General features: G+C 58.8%; 14 protein-coding genes and 5 pseudogenes. 6 read left to right on the top strand and 13 right to left on the bottom strand.

Annotation, left to right across the window (positions count from 1 at the left end):
• Positions 1-6 precede the first annotated feature (6 nt).
• From CDQ92_RS19565 to CDQ92_RS19555, 3 genes are all read right to left on the bottom strand, one after another.
• The gene (locus tag CDQ92_RS19565; RefSeq protein ID WP_039575443.1) at positions 7-1,434 is read right to left on the bottom strand and encodes an FAD-dependent oxidoreductase; all 1,428 of its coding nucleotides are present in this window, start codon (positions 1,432-1,434) and stop codon (positions 7-9) included.
• 20 nt (positions 1,435-1,454) lie between these two features.
• A complete protein-coding gene (locus CDQ92_RS19560; protein ID WP_088443955.1) occupies positions 1,455-2,699 on the bottom strand; it encodes a cytochrome P450 in 1,245 nt (414 codons plus the stop codon).
• Between the two features lie 65 nt (positions 2,700-2,764).
• Positions 2,765-4,717 carry an oxidoreductase gene (locus CDQ92_RS19555; RefSeq protein WP_088443953.1) on the bottom strand — a complete coding sequence of 651 codons (1,953 nt, stop codon included), beginning with the start codon at positions 4,715-4,717 and terminating at the stop codon, positions 2,765-2,767.
• A gap of 272 nt (positions 4,718-4,989) precedes the next feature.
• On the opposite strand from CDQ92_RS19555, the gene CDQ92_RS19550 reads away from it, so the two are divergent.
• Entirely contained in the window at positions 4,990-6,189 is a 1,200-nt protein-coding gene (locus tag CDQ92_RS19550) for an acyl-CoA dehydrogenase family protein (RefSeq protein ID WP_144035839.1), read from the top strand.
• Positions 6,190-6,329: 140 nt separating this feature from the next.
• Here the strand turns inward: CDQ92_RS19550 and CDQ92_RS19545 are convergent, their stop codons facing one another.
• Positions 6,330-7,280 carry an acyl-CoA dehydrogenase family protein gene (locus tag CDQ92_RS19545; protein ID WP_088443948.1) on the bottom strand — a complete coding sequence of 317 codons (951 nt, stop codon included), beginning with the start codon at positions 7,278-7,280 and terminating at the stop codon, positions 6,330-6,332.
• Positions 7,280-8,431 (bottom strand): acyl-CoA dehydrogenase family protein, encoded by a 1,152-nt coding sequence (locus tag CDQ92_RS19540; protein WP_088443946.1) that lies wholly within the window; start codon positions 8,429-8,431, stop codon positions 7,280-7,282. Before CDQ92_RS19540 ends, CDQ92_RS19545 begins: the two co-directional genes overlap by 1 nt.
• A gap of 141 nt (positions 8,432-8,572) precedes the next feature.
• Here CDQ92_RS19540 and CDQ92_RS19535 point away from each other — a divergent pair, with 141 nt between their 5' ends.
• The 3 genes and pseudogenes from CDQ92_RS19535 to CDQ92_RS20990 all read left to right on the top strand — a co-directional run.
• A complete protein-coding gene (locus tag CDQ92_RS19535; RefSeq protein WP_088443944.1) occupies positions 8,573-9,403 on the top strand; it encodes a crotonase/enoyl-CoA hydratase family protein in 831 nt (276 codons plus the stop codon).
• Between the two features lie 281 nt (positions 9,404-9,684).
• Positions 9,685-10,893: an acyl-CoA dehydrogenase family protein gene (locus CDQ92_RS19530; RefSeq protein WP_088443942.1), complete on the top strand. Its 1,209-nt coding sequence runs from the start codon at positions 9,685-9,687 to the stop codon at positions 10,891-10,893.
• A 231-nt stretch (positions 10,894-11,124) separates the two neighbouring features.
• Positions 11,125-11,261, top strand: a pseudogene (locus CDQ92_RS20990) (IS3 family transposase); the annotation flags it as partial.
• Between the two features lie 158 nt (positions 11,262-11,419).
• Here the strand turns inward: CDQ92_RS20990 and CDQ92_RS20985 are convergent.
• The 5 genes from CDQ92_RS20985 to tnpA form a co-directional block, all read right to left on the bottom strand.
• On the bottom strand, positions 11,420-11,632 hold the full coding sequence (locus tag CDQ92_RS20985) for a hypothetical protein (RefSeq protein WP_144035838.1): 213 nt from the start codon (positions 11,630-11,632) through the stop codon (positions 11,420-11,422).
• Between the two features lie 146 nt (positions 11,633-11,778).
• A complete protein-coding gene (locus tag CDQ92_RS19525) occupies positions 11,779-12,120 on the bottom strand; it encodes a hypothetical protein (RefSeq protein ID WP_229667588.1) in 342 nt (113 codons plus the stop codon).
• Positions 12,075-13,703, bottom strand: a complete 1,629-nt coding sequence (gene tnpC / locus CDQ92_RS19520; RefSeq protein WP_088443940.1) for an IS66 family transposase — start codon at positions 13,701-13,703, stop codon at positions 12,075-12,077. Before tnpC ends, CDQ92_RS19525 begins: the two co-directional genes overlap by 46 nt.
• A gap of 63 nt (positions 13,704-13,766) precedes the next feature.
• A complete protein-coding gene (gene tnpB / locus CDQ92_RS19515; RefSeq protein ID WP_088443938.1) occupies positions 13,767-14,114 on the bottom strand; it encodes an IS66 family insertion sequence element accessory protein TnpB in 348 nt (115 codons plus the stop codon).
• Positions 14,111-14,482: an IS66-like element accessory protein TnpA gene (gene tnpA / locus CDQ92_RS19510; protein ID WP_088443936.1), complete on the bottom strand. Its 372-nt coding sequence runs from the start codon at positions 14,480-14,482 to the stop codon at positions 14,111-14,113. The genes tnpB and tnpA overlap by 4 nt, the downstream gene beginning before the upstream one ends.
• A 102-nt stretch (positions 14,483-14,584) precedes the next feature.
• Between tnpA and CDQ92_RS19505 the strand changes: the two are divergent.
• Positions 14,585-14,758: pseudogene (locus CDQ92_RS19505) on the top strand (IS3 family transposase); the annotation flags it as partial.
• Positions 14,759-14,793: 35 nt separating this feature from the next.
• Positions 14,794-15,174: pseudogene (locus CDQ92_RS19500) on the top strand (integrase core domain-containing protein); the annotation flags it as partial.
• Between the two features lie 161 nt (positions 15,175-15,335).
• Here CDQ92_RS19500 and CDQ92_RS19495 read toward each other — a convergent pair.
• The 3 genes and pseudogenes from CDQ92_RS19495 to CDQ92_RS20970 all read right to left on the bottom strand — a co-directional run.
• Positions 15,336-15,536, bottom strand: a pseudogene (locus tag CDQ92_RS19495) (transposase); the annotation flags it as partial.
• A 61-nt stretch (positions 15,537-15,597) separates the two neighbouring features.
• On the bottom strand, positions 15,598-16,200 hold the full coding sequence (locus tag CDQ92_RS19490; protein ID WP_088443934.1) for a TetR/AcrR family transcriptional regulator: 603 nt from the start codon (positions 16,198-16,200) through the stop codon (positions 15,598-15,600).
• A gap of 596 nt (positions 16,201-16,796) precedes the next feature.
• Positions 16,797-16,975 (bottom strand): annotated as a pseudogene (locus CDQ92_RS20970) (IS3 family transposase); the annotation flags it as partial.

The raw sequence follows: 16,975 nt of genomic DNA, 5'->3' as shown, positions 1-16,975 counted from the left end.
TTGCCATCATGCTTGCTCCCTGTCGGTTCCAAGGCCCGCTTCACGCGCCGCCTGCTCACCTGCGACACGTCCGAAGACGATCGCGTTGGCGATCGAATTTCCGCCGCCTATATATCTGTCACCCAAAACACCGCCCGACACTTCTCCGGCAGAAAAGAGCCCGCCGATGGGGCGGTCTGCGCAGTCGAGAACGTGCATGTCCCTGTCCACCCGCAAGCCGGTCGAGGTCAGACAGACAATCGCAGGGCGGATTTCGGCGGCATAGAAGGGCGGTTGGGCGACAGGCTTCATCAGTTCGCCGTCCTTGTGGAATTTGCTGTCCACCCCTTGCTCGCAATCCGAATTGTAACGGGCGATCGTGGTTTCCAACGCGCCGCTTTCGATACCGACCAGGTCGGCGAGTTCGGCCAAGGTCTGCGCCTTGATGACCTTGCCCTTGGCGATCTGTTCGTCGATCTTGTCGGTCACCCAGTTCAGCGTGATGATCCCCGCCTTGTGGGCTGCGGCATAGCGAGGCTCTGGCACGGCAGTGGCGCGTGCATTCTCGTCGAAGATAGCAAAGATAGACCCGCCAATTTGGTCCTTCACGACCCCGGCCATGACCGCATATTCGGTGGTTTCGTTGATGAAGCGGCGCCCCTCGCGGTTGACATAGACCAGCCAGCCCGGGACGAAGACTTCGAGATCGCGATAGAAACCGGGCGTGGTCAGCAGCAACCCGCGATTGTGACCGGCAATATCCGCGCCGACTTCCTGGCCCATCAACAGGCCATCGCCAGTGCAGGTCTTGGCGGTTATGGCCCAAGTCCAATCGCCGTGCTGGGCGGCTTCGGGATAGTGACGGTTCAGCAGGAGCCGGTTGTGACCGAAGCCTCCTGTGGCGATTATCACGCTATTCGCGCTTACGGTCTCGCCATCCAGTACGACACCGCGCACACAACCGTGTTCGTCTGTGTGCAGCGCGGTCACGCGGCAGCCCCGCGAAACGTCGATATTTCGGCGGTTGACCTCGCGGTCCAGCACCTCTGACAAGGCGGCGCCGTTGCCCGTTGTCTTGTGGCCTCGCGGAACGCTTTCCACACCGGAGGCATACAGTTCAGCCGGATCGAACTCGACCCCCATCGAGATGAGCCATTCGATCGCCGGTCCGGACAACTCGCAGAGCCGCCGAACGATCGACGGTTCCACCTTGTGCTGGTTCAAGGTCATGTAATATTCGAACATTGCATCGACTGTGTCGCTGTCGATGCCGGCAGCCCGCTGGATGCTGGTCGGGGCACCATAAACCACACCGCCCGACAATGCCGTCGAGCCGCCAAGCTGGTTTGCGGCTTCCAGAAGCGCCACGCGCGCGCCGGAATCACAAGCCGTGATGGCGGCTGCCATCCCGGCCCCTCCGCCGCCAATCACGATTACATCATAGTCGTAGGTCATGTCTGTTCTCACCTGGGATCTCACCGCTTCGAGAATTCGATCTCGAATTCATTGAGAGCCCGCAGGATCACGCTCGGCGCATGCGAAATCTTGTCCGCCTCGACCAGGCGGATGTCCTTCAGCCGGGCCGTCAGTTCCCGCACGGCGATCGCGATTTCGCGACGCGCCAGCTGAGCGCCGATGCAGTGGTGGATGCCGGCCCCGAATGCTAGATGGGATGACGCGTTCGCGCGAGCCACGTTGAATGCTTCGGGGCATTCATACTTTCGCTCGTCGCGGTTCGCCGAGCCATAGCGAAGGTTTACAAGGCTGCCTTTGGGAATGGTAACGCCGGCGACCTCGACATCCGCAGTCGTCATCCGGAACAGTCCCTGGACGGGAGACTCGTGACGCAGAATTTCTTCTGCGAAATTGTCGCATTTGCCCGGTTCTTTGGCGAGGAGTTCGACCAGTTCGGGGTCGTTGGCCAGGCGCACTATGGACGCAGCGATTGCGCTGGTCGTGGTCTCATTGCCGGCGACGAGAAGCTGATTGAGGATCGACAGGAGTTCCGGGATGCTCAACGGAGCTCCGTCGATTTCCTTGGTGACCAGATCCGAAATCATGTCGTCGCGCGGATTTGCCCGGCGATCGGCAAAGACCTCAACGAAGTAATGTTGCATTTCGACTGCACTTTTGGCGCATTCGATTTTTCTCTCGTCAGACAAAAGCAGGCCGAGCGGGGCAACCGCCGAATCCGACCATTCCTTGAACCTGTCCCGGTGGCTGCGCGGCACGCCCAGCTGGTCCGCAATCACATACATGGGAACGGGGACAGCGAAGTCCTGCATGACCGAGAGGCGACCCTTCTCGATAAAGGCGTCGATCAATTCCCTGACGACCACCACCATGTAATCTTCCATCTGACGCACGCGACCGGCGGTAAAAGCGCGGTCGACCAGCTTGCGATAACGCGTGTGCGATGGCGGATCGTTGCTGACCAAGGTATCGGGAAGATCCCCAAAGCCTTCTTCGTTGTAAATCCGCATTACCTCATCGGGAACCGAGCCGGGCCGAAAACCCATCTTGCTCGAAAATACTTGCGGATCGCGGATGGCATTCAGGCAATCGTCGTAGCGGGTAATGAGCCAGAATCCCAACTTCTCCGCGAAGTAAACCGGCGCTTTTTCACGCAAGCTCTCGTAGATGGGATAGGGACACTCCATCACCTGCGGATTGGCAAAATCCAACTGGGCGGGATCCGCATCTTGTACCGTAGAAGTCATGGTCGTCCTCTTTCCATCAATTTATCTAGCAGCAACTGCACTCTCGGCTCTCAATACGAACTCTATCATGCCATACAGCCTGCCCGGTTCCCCTCGGCGATCGCGCGGAGAAGAAAGCGTGGGCTGTTGGCATCCCCGACAATTGCGATGTCGGATCTGGTCCCCAGAAGATCGGCAAATGGCTCGATCGCAGGCCGGTTATGACTGACCATAACTGCCCAATCTGCCCGGACGGTGCTTGTGCCTCCGCCGTTCAGATCGCTTATGACTGCCTCGGACCCGTTGAACGAATCCACGTGCGAGCGCAGGTGCAGGCGAAAGCTCCCGCGGTTGAGACGCTGCAGCGCCGGCTCTGGCTGCAACGCCGATTCGAGCAGGTGGGCGAAGGACTTGTGACGGGTGACGAAAGTGACATCCGAGCCACGCTCGATGAGCGCTTCGGCGACCGCAATGCCCTCGTAATGCCCGACGTCGTCGACCACTATCGCACTTGCAGGGCAGGAATTATGCCGACCGGAAAAAAAGTCGATCGATGATATTGCATCGGGATGTTCGATGCCTTTCATGGGGCGGGCGGGAATAGCCATCTGGACCCCGTCCACCCGCGGACTGGAACCGGTGGCAATGATGATCCGGTCCGCTCCGAAAGCGTCGGTATCGCCCCCATCCAGATATGTGCTGAGCCGCACATCGACGCCCAGGCGATAGATTTCCGCCTCCTGCCAAAGAGTGTAATCGCCGATCCCTTGATGCCGGGGAGCCAGCGCCGCGATCCTCACCTGGCCGCCAAGTTGGGGGGCTGCTTCGGCGAGAATGACGTTGTGTCCCCGCAGCCGGGAAACCCGTGACGCCTCCATCCCTGCCGGCCCGCCTCCTATGACCAGTACCGTTCGTTTTGCATCTGCGGGCGGCAGGCGATCGTCGCTCACTTCGCCTTCCCGCCCGATATAGGGATTGACCGTGCACCCCATACGCCGTTCCGGACCGAGCAGCATTCCGACGCAACCTTGATTGCAGCCAATGCAGGGGCGGATTTCTGCCTCCCTCCCCTCTCGCGTTTTGCGGACGATCGCGGCATCGGCAATGTGCGCGCGGGTCATGCCGACCAGGTCCGCCGTCCCCTCGGCAATGACCTGACTGACCTCCTCAAGCGTGCGAAACCTGCCTGTAACGATCCGTGGAACCTTTACCGCCGCGGTCACGGGCGCACTGGTCGCCAGCTCGTAACCCGCCGGCTCGAACATTCCGCCGATCATCTTGGGAAAGGCGAAATACCCGCCCATCGATACGTCGAGAAAATCGATCAGCCCCCGTTCCTCGAGATAGCTGGCCGCGCGGGCCGTTTCCTCGGGCGTCATTCCGCCTTCGACGATTTCGGGGCTGAGGCGAATGCCCACGGGGTAGCCGGGGCCGACCCGCTCGCGAATTGCCGCCAGCACTTCCACGGTGAAGCGCATCCGGTTCTCGAAGCTGCCGCCATATTCGTCCTCTCGCCGATTGAGCATGGCGGACATGAATTGCTGGGGCAGGTAACCATGCGAGCCATGCAGCTCCACCCCGTCGACCCCGCCCCTCTGACAGCGCTCCGCAGCAGCAGCGAAAGCCTCTACCATCTCCCGGATCTGGGACTGGCTCATCGTGATGGGCACTATCCCGAGTACCGGGCTTGGAAGATCGCAGGAAGACCATGGGGGGCTCCCGTCAATTGGGACCCCGTTATGTCCCGCGTGCCATAATTGCTGGAACACCCGCATGCCGTGGGGCCGGATGGCCCGCATCAATTGTTCGTACCCTTCGATTACCGAATCGTCGAAGTTGCAGATCGAAGACGGGCAGGTGGGATGCACCCCTGCGATTTCGAGAATCGTCAGACCAACGCCGCCACGCGCACGTTCGACATGATAGTCTATAAGGCTGGGGACAATTCCGCCGCTACCAAAATGCGTGCTGTGAGCGGTTCGCACCACCCTGTTCGGGATTTCGACACCGGCGATCGAGATCGGCTCTAGGGCTTTCATTTCCTCTCCATCTCCCTCAGCGCGGCATGAATCCCGGACGCTCTGATTGCCCGCCAGATAACAGCCACAGAACTGGATTGCAACACTATATACGCACTGTTATACTTTTGACGCATGGCGAAGCGGGCAGTGACCTGCGATTTCCCTGCACTCTTTCGCGACGCTGCCATCAAGGCACGGAATTCAGCCATTTCTGGCAGACTCCGAGCACTCAGATCGCGCCGGATCGTTCGGCGATTCGCCTCTCGTGACAGAGTGATAAGGACCTAAACTTGCTAAATCTCTTGCCAACGCAATCAAAGCGCGGCATCAAATTTATACACGAAACTCTTTTTGGGATTATTATGCATTTCAACCCTACCGAAGAGCAGGCGATGTACCGTGAAACCATCGCAAGGTTTCTTGATGACCGGTATTCCGTTGCGCACAGACAGCAGTTTCTGGAGCAGCGCCGCGGATACGATCCGGAAAACTGGTCAGCGCTGGCGGATCTGGGCGTGTTGTCCTTGCCAATCCCTGATGGTTTGGGCGGTCTTGGCGGAACAGCAGCGGAAATCGCTATCATACAGGAAGAATTGGGTTACCGGCTGGCCGTTGAGCCATTTTCGGAAAACATTGTCATACCTGCGGTAGCCCTCCAGGAATTCGACGACGAGGGTCGGGCGCGAACCCTGGCTGCCGAGATGCAGGCAGGAACCAAAACCGTCGGCGTTGCGCTCTCAGAAGGTGCCAGGCGGTTCGACGCTGCCGCAATCGCGTGCCGAGCGAAGATCGATGGCGGAAACATTACACTATGGGGCACCAAGCACGTCGTTTCCTATCCAGAGGCAGACTTTCTCCTGGTTAGCGCCCTTCTGGCGAATGAGGACGCTGAGAATGGTTTGATACTATTGCTTGTGCCGGCAGGAACCGAAGGGATTTCAACCAGGACGTACAGGCTCATCGATGGGACCTTGGCGGCGGACTTTGAATTCGAAAACACCAGATTAACATCCGCAGCGATGGTCGCCAGTGGCGCAGGTGCTGTCCGCGCTATTGAAGGCATGCATGACCGGGGTGCCCGCGCAGCTGTCGCCGAAAGCCTGGGGATTTTGAGGCGGATGTTCGAACTGACGACCGAGTACACGAACAGTCGTGTTCAGTTTGGGCGTCCGCTCACCGGAAATCAGGTAGTCCGCCACCGTCTGGCCGAAATGCTCATGCATTACGAATTGGCACGAAGTGTAGTTGCCGGGCTGTGCATCTTTCCGGCGGGAACACATCACGCTGCCAAGCTCGTTTCCGCCGCCAAGGTAACGGTCGCAAAAGCCTTTGACTTCATTGGCAAGCAGTCAATCCAACTTCACGGGGGCATCGGATTGACGGACGAATATGAACTCTCACACCACTACAAGCGCGGACTCGCTTTGCAAGAGATGTACGGCAACAAGCGAGAGCACGCTCTGCGACTAGCCAAGCTTTCAACGTCCTGAGCCGCGGGGCGGCTCTGATGCGGGCAAGAAGATCAAGGGCAGGAAGCGCCGCGGCGTGGCTCTACCTCGCCTTGATCCAGCTCATCACCCGCAGACTCGCAAGCTCATAAAATCATCACCAATGATTCTGAATTCAGACTCTACGAAAACATCTCTTCGCGAACGAGATCGAGCGTGGATCTAGGATCAGCCAGTATTTCGCGACCGATCAGGCCCGCCCAGTAATTCTCGGCTCCGCCCGCCAGGCGCGAGGCATGGATTCGTCGAATAAGAAGATTGAGATCGTGTTCGCCGCTGATTCCAATTGCCCCGTGCAGGCCGTGAGCGATCCCGGCAACGACCGGTGCCGCACGCGAGGCGATCAATTTGGCGCTTGCAGCTGCCAGGGGACTTGGCCAACTGCTATGCCGGACTGCCGTCTCGCAGGCCATTCGCGCGGCGACTACATGTTCGCTAGCAAGCGCAAGATTCTGCTGAAGCACCTGTTGGCGCGCTATCGGTTTCCCAAATTGGGTACGCTGGAGGGAGTAGTCCACACACATTTCCAGAACTGCCTCGCTCGCGCCGACAATCAAGGCGGCATACAGCACTGCGGCAGCCGGGGCGGTCTTTGTCACGCGGCCTTCTTCCATCCCGATGGCTGGCTCTTTCCTCGAAAGCGGATCGCGGGAAGCGCCGACCGTTTCGACGCCATCCAGACGTTGTAGTTTCACTCCGCGCGAATCCTCCGTCAGAACAAAATTTGCGTGTTCCGCACCTGGGAGTATCAATGATGGAACGCCGAGCACGATTGGCCCGAGGCGATAATCGCTTCCCGCTTGCGCCAGCAAGGCGCGGGCCAAGATGGTCTCGCCGACCGGGAGCGGAACCGCTCTTCGTCCCAGCGCCAAGAAGAGAGGCAGGACAGTGGCAAAAGACAGATTCGCCCCGCCGCTCTCTTCGCACACTAGTGCATCAAGGAAACCCGAAGATTCCAGAGTAATCCAAATTTCTGGATCCAGCTCACCCCGTCCGATTTGCCGCAGGGTCGCGCTGCTGAACAGATCGGCAAGCATCCGGTCAAACGGTTCAAGAAGGCCGATTTCGTCCATTATCGCAACCCCATTCCGCGAGCGATGATGCCTCTGAGAATCTCCCGCGTTCCTCCTCTTAGAGAAAAGCTCGGACAGATCATCTCGATGTAAGCCAATGTCTTGTACAGATCCTGATCGACGTCTTCCTCGGGATGGGACGCTAGGTCATCGCCCACGATGCGGGGTATGTCTTGCTCGAACGCTGTGCCGAGATCCTTGACCATCGAGGCTTCGACGACAGGACTTTCGCCTAAAGCCAGCTGCGCAGTGCAAGCGAGCGACATAGCGCGTAAACTGCTGAATCGCGCGACCAGCGATCCCAAGGTGCGTGCGGTCGTTTCGTCGGATCGCCCAGAATTCCGCAAGTGCTGTCGCCAGCCGTCCAGCAACACCAGAGACGAGTAAATCCGTTCAGGACCGCTTCTTTCAAAGGCGAGCTCTGCGGCTACCTGTTGCCAGCCCTTTCCTTCTTCACCGATCAGCGCGGAAGTATCGAGTTCCACGTTATCGAAGAAAACCTCCGCGAAATGTTCGTCTCCAGCGAGATCCCTTATCGGCCTGATTTCCACGCCCGGTAAGCGCAGGTCCACTATCAATTGGGAAAGGCCCTTGTGCCGATCTTCCGGCGTGCCGGAAGTGCGGACCAGAGCGATCATGTAATCCGAATGTAAAGCGTTGGTGGTCCAGATTTTCTGGCCATTGAGGAGCCAGCCGTTGTCGATCGGTTCGGCCCTGGTCCTGACACTTGCCAGGTCGGAACCCGCGTTTGGTTCGCTCATACCGATGCAGAAAAATATTTCGCCGCGGCAAATCCCGGGAACATACTTGTGGCGTTGGGTCTCGGTGCCGAACTTTAGAAGCAGGGGCGCGCTCTGACGTTCAGCAATCCAGTGGGCCGAGACCGGCGCGCCCGCCGAAAGCAATTCTTCCACGACCACGAAGCGCGAGAATGGGCCTCGCCCCGCCCCGCCATACTCTTCTGGCAGCATCAGTCCGATAAGACCGGCCTGGCCTAAACGGCGGCTGAATTCGGCATCGAAACCCATCCATGATCGTGCGCGACGGTCCATAGGCATATTCGCCACCGCACTTGCCGCAAGATCGCGCGCGCGCGAGCGGAATTCCTCATCCGCTCCCGGAATGTCGGAAAGAGAAAAGGAACTGAACATGTATGAGGCACACTCCCCGAAAGCGTGTGGCACGCCTGGTTCACCGATCATTGCATCCGTACCGATTGGGGTTGCGGATATAGCAGCGGTTTGACTAAACACCCATTCCGGCCAAAAGTCCAACACGGAGTATAATTTGAAATGAGCTCATTCCTAAAGGTTTCTCGCGAAGGGCCGGTGGCTATTGCAACCCTCAACAGGCCTGAGCAACGCAACGCCATTTCCACGCGCGATGATAGCAGGGAAATTGAGGAATTTTGCCGCGAAATGACCGAAGATCATACTGTCAGAGCGATCGTCCTGACCGGCGCAGGATCCGCTTTTTGTGCCGGTGGAAATGTTAAGGATATGGCGGCCAGGCAGGGAATGTTTGCAGGCAATCCGTATGAACAGCGAAATCACTATCGGCTTGGCATTCAAAAGATTCCCTTTTCCCTGTACGAACTCGAAGTTCCCGTGGTTGCGGCGGTCAACGGACCGGCGATTGGCGCCGGACTTGATCTCGCCTGTATGTGTGACGTCCGAATAGCCTCGAAAACTGCAGCATTCGCAGAGAGTTTCGTCAAACTGGGAATTATCCCGGGAGATGGTGGTGCCTGGCTCCTGCCGCGCATAGTGGGAATGGCGCGCGCCAGCATCATGACATTGACCGGGGACGCGATTGATGCGGCAACCGCGCTTGAATTCGGACTGGTGACCGAGGTGGTGGAGCCCGAGACCTGTCTCGATCGAGCCCTGGATATCGCCGACCGAATCGCAGCGAACCCCGGCCATTCGACACGTTTGGCGAAACGGCTTCTGCGAGAAGGTCAGGACATGAAGTTAGGCCCCCTTTTGGAACTATCAGCTGCTTATCAGGCCTTGGCCCATCACACAGCCGATCACATTGAGGCCGTAGACGCCTTTATTGCAAAACGTCGGCCCGTGTGGGCTGACGAATTGTCGCAAATTCAGTTTAGAGCCCGTGATTGACTTAAATTTTGATACGCGTTATATTAATTAGGTAAGGCTAAGGCGGTGGCTATTGCCGGTCTGTCTTATGCTAGGATAGGATGGGTATGGCTCATCGCATTCCGGTTAAACCGGGAACGTAGCCGGATATTTCAAGGTGTGGTGCATCGGCATCCCGGCACCTTGGTATCACTGGAGAAATCGCGCAATTTAGCGGCAACGTCGGTTGACCACTATTGGTTCGAAGCGCTTTGTCACGTTTTCTGCGGGGGCATGGCTGAAACATGGAAGGTTAGGTAAACTTGGATATTGATCTAGCCCCAGAGGATCTCGAATTCCGTCGGGAAGTGTTATCCTTCCTTGAGGAGCATCTGTCGGCGGACGTCCGTCGCGCGAGTCGGTTATCCACCGGCGTATTCGTCGATCCCCCCTGGTCAAAAGAATGGCATCAGGCGCTATTCCGGAAGGGCTGGATTACCCATGCCTGGCCTCGGGAATACGGCGGATGTGGCTGGTCTCCCATGCAGCGATATATCTATGAGAGCGAGGCATCACTCTGTGGCGCTCCTGCCGTCGCGCCCATGGGAATCAATCTCGTCGGACCAGTCATCTGCGAGTTCGGTTCACCCTGGCAGAAGGAGTTCTATCTACCTCGCATTCGATCCGGCGAAGACTACTGGTGCCAGGGCTTTTCCGAGCCTGGCGCCGGCTCTGACCTTTCCAGCCTGAAGACGAAGGCCGTGCGGGATGGCGATCATTACATCGTCACCGGTGAAAAGATCTGGACGACCCATGCGCATTTCGCGAACATGATCTTCGTGCTCGCGCGCACGTCGCCGGAGGAACGGCAGCAGCAAGGGATCAGCTTTCTCCTCATCGACATGAAATCACCGGGTGTTTCGGTTCGACCGATCATTACTCTTGGCGGCGATCATGAAGTTAACCAGGTGTTCTTCGACGACGTTCGCGTGCCGGTCGAAAACCTCGTTGGTGAAGAAGGAAAAGGCTGGAACCAGGCCAAGTACCTGCTTGAATTCGAACGAGGCGGCGGCGCGCCATCCGTTCGATCGCGCGTGGCGCTTGAGCGATTCAAGAATGTCCTGCGGAACGAAGTCGGCGATTCCCATGGCAGTCGCCTGATTGACGAAAAAGATAGGCAATTTCGATTGGGCGAACTGGAGGCGCGAGTGATGGCGCTCGAAGCGCTAGACATGCGGCTAGTCGCAAAGCGACAGACCGGAGAACGTCTCGGCACGTCAGCTTCGCTCATCAAGACGCTCGCCTCTGAGCTTCTCCAAGAGATCGAAAAAGCTTCGGTGGAAGCCCTTGGGCCCCATGCGCTGCCTGATTTGGCATTCGATGGTCCAGCATTCGCAGTTTCCAATGAGGCTCCCGTGCCAGAACACGGTTGGGCAATAGTCGGTAGGCATCTGAACGGTTTGGCGGGCACTATTTTCGGCGGCGCCTCCGAAATCCAGCGCGAGGTCATATCCAAGGACCTGGTAAAATAACGTGGACTTGTAACGGTCGACTAAATAGCGTGACCGTCAAGAGGGGTTTTTGCATCTTTCTCCGATCGATGATGTCGCGATCGTAGCGGTGTATGCTTGGGTTTGCTGGCTCGGCCTCAGTTGCACCGGTTAAAATCGTTTGTCGAAGGCATGGTCGTATACGCCGTCGAATATGAAGTGAAGCGCCCCGAGACTGCCGGAGGCCCCAACTCCTGAGAGAAAGGGCCTGTTATGAGCAAGACAACGAACAAGTTTGCACCTGAGGTGCGCCAGCGTGCGGTGCGCATGATGCTGGACGGGTGAAGAAGGCGGAGGTGAACAGCGGCAAGCGCGCCGGAGTGCCAACCGATGCTGCGCGACAATCAAGGTGAGAACACGTATTGCCTCATTCATTCATGCTCCCGAAGTTACCTTCAGTTGCCTCAGGTAAATGCTCCCGTAGCATATTTGGGCTGGAGGGGCGATGGGCGGCGAAGCGCAGGCCTGCGATATTGCCGAAGCGTAGCCGCCCATCGCCCCTCCAGCGTCAGCTCGCCATGGAGACGCTTGGCGTCTGCGCCATTGGGCCGAACACCAGTTGATGCGCTTGCTCTGCGCGCCAGATCTTCAGGCGTCTTTGCACCGTCCGAAGCAGGGCGTCGGGATGTTCTCCGGGATGGACGGCCTGCAACTTGTCCAGCAGTTCACGCCCGGTCCGCCATGGCTCGGCCAGGAACCAGTCGTGCAGTTCGCCCGTCACGGATAGAAGGGGATCAGGCCGCCGCCGCTCTCTCTTCTGTTTCGACGCCGCCCGGGCAGTCGGCCGGATTTCACCATCTCGCCAAGCGAGGCGTAATCATGTCAGGAACTGATCCAGGGCGTCGTTGATCGGTAACCGTCCGATTGCTAACGCGATGCCGAGGTCTTGAGGCGGGCTGCGAGTTCGGGATCATCGACGAAGTCATCGAGGAACTGGTGCCAGGCCGTGGTTGTGAGGCGTGCTTCGCTGAGCATGTTCGTCAGTTCGTCGATGCCGTCGTCAGTGAGAGCTGTGATGGCCTCATCCGTGCCAGTGTGGACGGTGATGACGGAGCCGTAGGTCAAGTTGTCGCTGTTCGAGAGAATGGCATCCAGCAACTCGGGATCCTCGTCGAATAACCTGGCAACATAGTCGACGGTGCAGACGTGGGTGACGGTGGCCATCAGGCGGCCGCGGCTCGCGACGTGATCAGCGGCGCCCAGTTCCATGGGAGCAACTCTTCGATTCTGTTGATCTTGTGGTCGTGAATGCGCTCGAGCAGATCGGCGATGTAGGCTTGGGGATCGAGGCCGTTCATCTTGGCACTTTCGATGAGCGTCATGGCACGCGCGAGAGTCTCGGCACCGGACTCGGATCCGGCGAATAGCCAGTTTTTCTTGCCCAGGCATATGGGTCTGACAGCGCGTTCGGCGGCGTTGTTATCGATGGCGACGCGGCCATCGTCGAGGAACAGGCTGAACGCGTGCCAGCGCCCCAGGGCGTAGCGAAAGGCCGTGGCGAGATCCCCTTTGCCCGGGATCCGGGTGAGCTGCGTCTCGGCCCAGGCATGCAAAGCCTCGAGCTTGGGTTTGCTCAGTTCCTGGCGCACGGCACGGCGGATATCGGCGGGCTTGCCCATGATCTCGCGCTCGATGTCATAGAGCTGCCCGATACGCTCGAGCGCTTCGTGCGCGATCCCGGATTTTTGCGACGTCCAGATGTCGTGGAAATCGCGTCGCCAATGGGCAAAGCAGGCGGCTTCCCGGAAGCGCGGGTTCCCGTCAGCGCCGGGCTGGTAGAGCTTCGCATAGCCTTTGTAGGCATCGGCCTGGAGAATGCCGCTCGCGTTGCGAAGATGGTCTTGGACATGCTCCGCTTTCCAGTCGGGCGCATAGCGATAGACGACGCCGGGCGGCGCGGCGCCGGCCCAGGGATGCTGATCGCAGACATATGCCCAGATCCGACCTTGCTTGACGCCCTTGCCGATCCCCTTGGTGCGGCGTTCCGGAGCCAGCACGCGGATGGGTGTGTCGTCGGCGTGCAGAATGTCGCTGCCCAGGACCGACGCCTCGATCCGATCGATCACGGGCTGCAGGATCCGCATCGAGCGGCCACACCAGTCGGCAAGCGTGCTGCGCGGAATGTCGACGCCCATGCGCGCGAGGATCTCGTGCTGGCGGTACAGCGGCAAATGGTCGTCGAACTTGGAGACCAGCACATAGGCGAGGAGGCTCGCGCCGGCCATGCTGCCGGGGATCGGGCGGCTGGGGGCCGGCGCCTGGACCATCTTCTCGCAGCAGCGGCAGGACTTCTTCGGACGGGCGACTTCGATGACCTTGAGCTTTGCCGTGATCAACTCGAGGATCTCGCTCACGTCTTCGCCGACGAGGCGTAGGTTGCCCCCGCAATCCGGACAGGTGTTGCCGGGATCGAGTTCGCGGCGTTCGCGCGGCGTGTCCGCCGCAACGCGCGGGCGCCGGGACGGACGCGGCCTGGAGCTGGTGTCGGCACAAGCGGTCGCGGGCTCCTCGTCCGGATCGTCCTGGTCGCTCGTCACAAGGTCCTGCCGCGCGACAGAGACGAGCACATCTTCGAGCGCGAGCTCGAGTTGCTCGATCTCGCGTTGGATCTTCTCGGAGGATTTGCCGAAGGCCTGCTTCTTCAGCTTGGCGATCTGCAAACGGAGCGCTTGAACGATCAGGTCATGGGCGTGCAGCGTCGTCGTCAGCTTGGCGTTCTCGGCCTGCAGCTCGGCGATCATCGCTTTGAGAAGATGCGGGTCTTCGGGAAGATCAGATGCCGCGTTCAGCATGACCTTTGCTACCGAAAAACAGCCAGAAAGTCCAGAAAAACAGGCGCTTTCAGGTAGAAAACCCTACCCCGCGCGTGCCGGCGGCGCGCCCCAGTTCGGACGCCTCCAGTCGATCCCTTCCCACAGCATGGCGAGCTGGGCCGAGGTCAGTCGCGCCGTCCCGTCGGCCGCAGAGGGCCAAGGAAAACGGCCCCGCTCGAGGATCTTGTAATAGAGGCAAAATCCTTGGCCATCCCAGTAAAGCAGCTTCAGCCTGTCGCCGCGCCGCCCCCGAAAGGCGAATACGGCACCGCTGGTTGCTTGCTGCCGCAGCACGACCTGGGCGAGCATGGCGAGACCCGAAATCCCTTTGCGCATGTCCGTGACGCCGCAGGCGAGATAGACCCGAACGCCGGTTCCTGGTCCGATCATGCAGCTTCCACCGACCGGATGAGCCGGGTCAAGGCAGCGGCCGCGATGCCACTATCAAAGCGAAGGCGCCGGCCCTGCGCCAGGCACAGCTCGACAATGGAGGGTGAGCCCATGCGGCGTTCGAGTGCGGGCTCCGCCTCCAGCATGGGAGCGCCGATGCCTACCGGTAAAAAGGTCGGCCCAACCATCGCGGGCAACAGTCCACTCTTCTTGAACTGATGGCGCCAATTATAAATCTGGCTTCGCGACACATCGTAGCGCCGCGCAACGCGGGCCAACGGCTCGCCGTTCGCCCCCACAGCACCGAGAATCTCCAGCTTCTGCGCTTGCGTCCATCGACGACGCCGTTCCCGGCCCAATATCTCCATCGCCGTCCCTCACTCTCGTTCAGGACGTCCATATGGGCGTCCTTAAGGACGTCTCTTACGCTCTCAACCCACACCCCGGCAGGCGGCCACAACCGGTCGGTTACCTTCTTCCACACCCTCAAGGTCGAACTTGTCCATCAGTGCCGATGGGCGACGCAGGCCGAAGCGCGGCAGGCCCTGTTCGGATACATCGAATGCTATTACAACCGGCACCGCATGCACTCGGCCCTCGGGTATCTAACCCCCGAGCAAGCCGAGCAGAGCATGACCGGATAACCCAGTGTGTCCGCCGAAACGGGGGAAGATCAGTTCCGCGGTTCCGCTTCCGCGCTCCGGATGTGGTGGAAGTACTGGAACGGGTCTGTGCCGAGGTCGGCTATCCAGCCTCGATCCGGGTTGATCAGGGCAGCGAGTTTATATCCCGCGAGCTGGATCTGTGGGCCTACATGAAAGGAGTGACGCTCGACTTCTCGCGGCCTGGCAAGCCAACGGATAATGCGTTTATCGAGTCCTTCAACGGCAAGTTCCGGGCGGAATGCCTGAACCAGCATTGGTTCATGAGCCTGGATGACGCGGTCCGAAAATGCGAGGCTTGGCGTAGAGACTACAACGAAGTACGACCGCACAGCGCGATCGGCAACAAACCGCCGATATCGCTCATGTTGGCATCAGCGGCACATGGCCCGCCCTGATGCACGCACGCTGGAAGGCCGCCAGCCAAGTGGTCCAGCATCGGGGTGCAGGTCAGTAGCAGTGCACCTTGCGTCAGACTCTACCAAAAAGCGGTCACATTTCAGGGGAGCACGTCAGGTCAAGGACAACCTGAATCGGGAATCCGACCGCCCTGCACAATCTTGAGCTTGGCGTTCTCATCCTCGAGCGGGCGAAACCGCTTGGCTTCCGACACTTCCAAGCCGCCAAACTTCCACTTCCACTTGTAAAACGTCGCAGGGCTGCCCCCGTGGCAGCGGCATACCCCCACCATCGCCATGGCCGCCTCCTGCTCCTTCAAGATCCCGATAATTTGCTCTTCGCTGAACCCGCTGCGCTTCATGCGTCCGACTCCTTGCGGCTCGGGACTCTACCCATTTCAGGTCACATTCCAGGTGAGCACGTCAGACACCTTCTCCGACCTTTGCCGAAAGGAACAGTTCGAGGAATGCTTTGGTACCTTCAGCATGGTGCCGCAAGCTTTTCGATCGCATGAGTATGTTAAGGCCAATTAGCTGGGCGAGAGCCATTTCCGCTGTCAGACGTGCCTGGTCCTCGCTCTGACCAAGTTCAATATAGGCATCGGATATCAAGCTGATTCGGTCCTGATCAACGCGCCTAGTCATTTCCGCAGCAATGTCGGACACGCGTGCCCATTCACGCAGCGCCTGCTCGATAGGGCCGCCAGGAACGTCCGGGCTTCTGTTCAAAGCCAAGGTGAAGAAGTATCGCAACCGATCCAGGGGGTCGTTGAAATCGCGTTTTCCGACCAAGCCAATTGCCAAGGTAGCCGAATTATACCAATAATTGAGCATTTCCGATAGAAGAGAATCCCTGCTCTGAAAATGCCAATAAAAACTACCCTTGGTTACTTTTAGCTCCATCGCCAAGGATTCTACTTCAATAGAAGCGACACCTACATCACCTACCTTATCTAGTGTAGACTTCAGCCAGATTTCCTTTGAAAGCTTGGCCATTTTCCTAGATTTTCTGGCATCCTCAGACATGAACGCTCCTCAAATTGACCGGCAAGAACCCTTAGCCGGATATAGTGGATAGAATCTACCGCTTGGTGCCCTCTTTTGACAGCGGCGATAATTTTGTTTGGGCCGGCGGTCCATTTGAAGGGCACTGTCAGAGCAAATGCACCGGTTTGCGTAATCGGGTAGGGGATCCCCATGCCCAAACCCAAGAATCCCACCAGCCCGTTTCGCTATTTCAACTCGTCGCCGGAGATCATCCGGCTAGTTGTGATGATGTACGTTAGCTGGTTTGCGAGGTCTGGGCATGACGCATCCCCTACCCGCGCCCGCTCACTTTTCAATCAGGTGCATTTGCTTTGACAGCACCCTCTCGGCGATCTGGCGAAGCTGCTTCTTTGAACTGATGGGGTCGTCTTGTCTTATGACTTTTCCGCTGGTTTTAGGCATTAAGGGATGCCCGATCCGGGGTGGCCACCCCGGATCGGGCGGAAGGGGATGGATCGAATCCGTCTCGGTCGTGGAGGACCGTCGATTAGTGTGATCACCCCTTTCTTTTCCACCAGACCTGAACGGAAACCAGGTGAAGCGCCCCGGGTTTTCTGGAGGCTGTTTCGTTTGAGTCATGCGACCATATCGAGGGTCTCAACGGTTGCATAGTAATTGGCCTCAGCTTCGGCGGGCGGGATGTATCCGATGGGGCCGAAGAGGCGATGGTTGTTGAACCATTCGACCCAGTTCAAGGTCGCCATCTCGACCGCCGATGCGCTCGGCCATGACCGTTGGCGCCATATGACCTCGG

This window comes from Sphingopyxis bauzanensis, from assembly GCF_002205675.1.
GTDB lineage: Bacteria > Pseudomonadota > Alphaproteobacteria > Sphingomonadales > Sphingomonadaceae > Sphingopyxis > Sphingopyxis bauzanensis.
The sequence above is the reverse complement of the archived record's forward strand: the minus strand, read 5'-3'. Positions and strand labels throughout refer to the sequence as shown.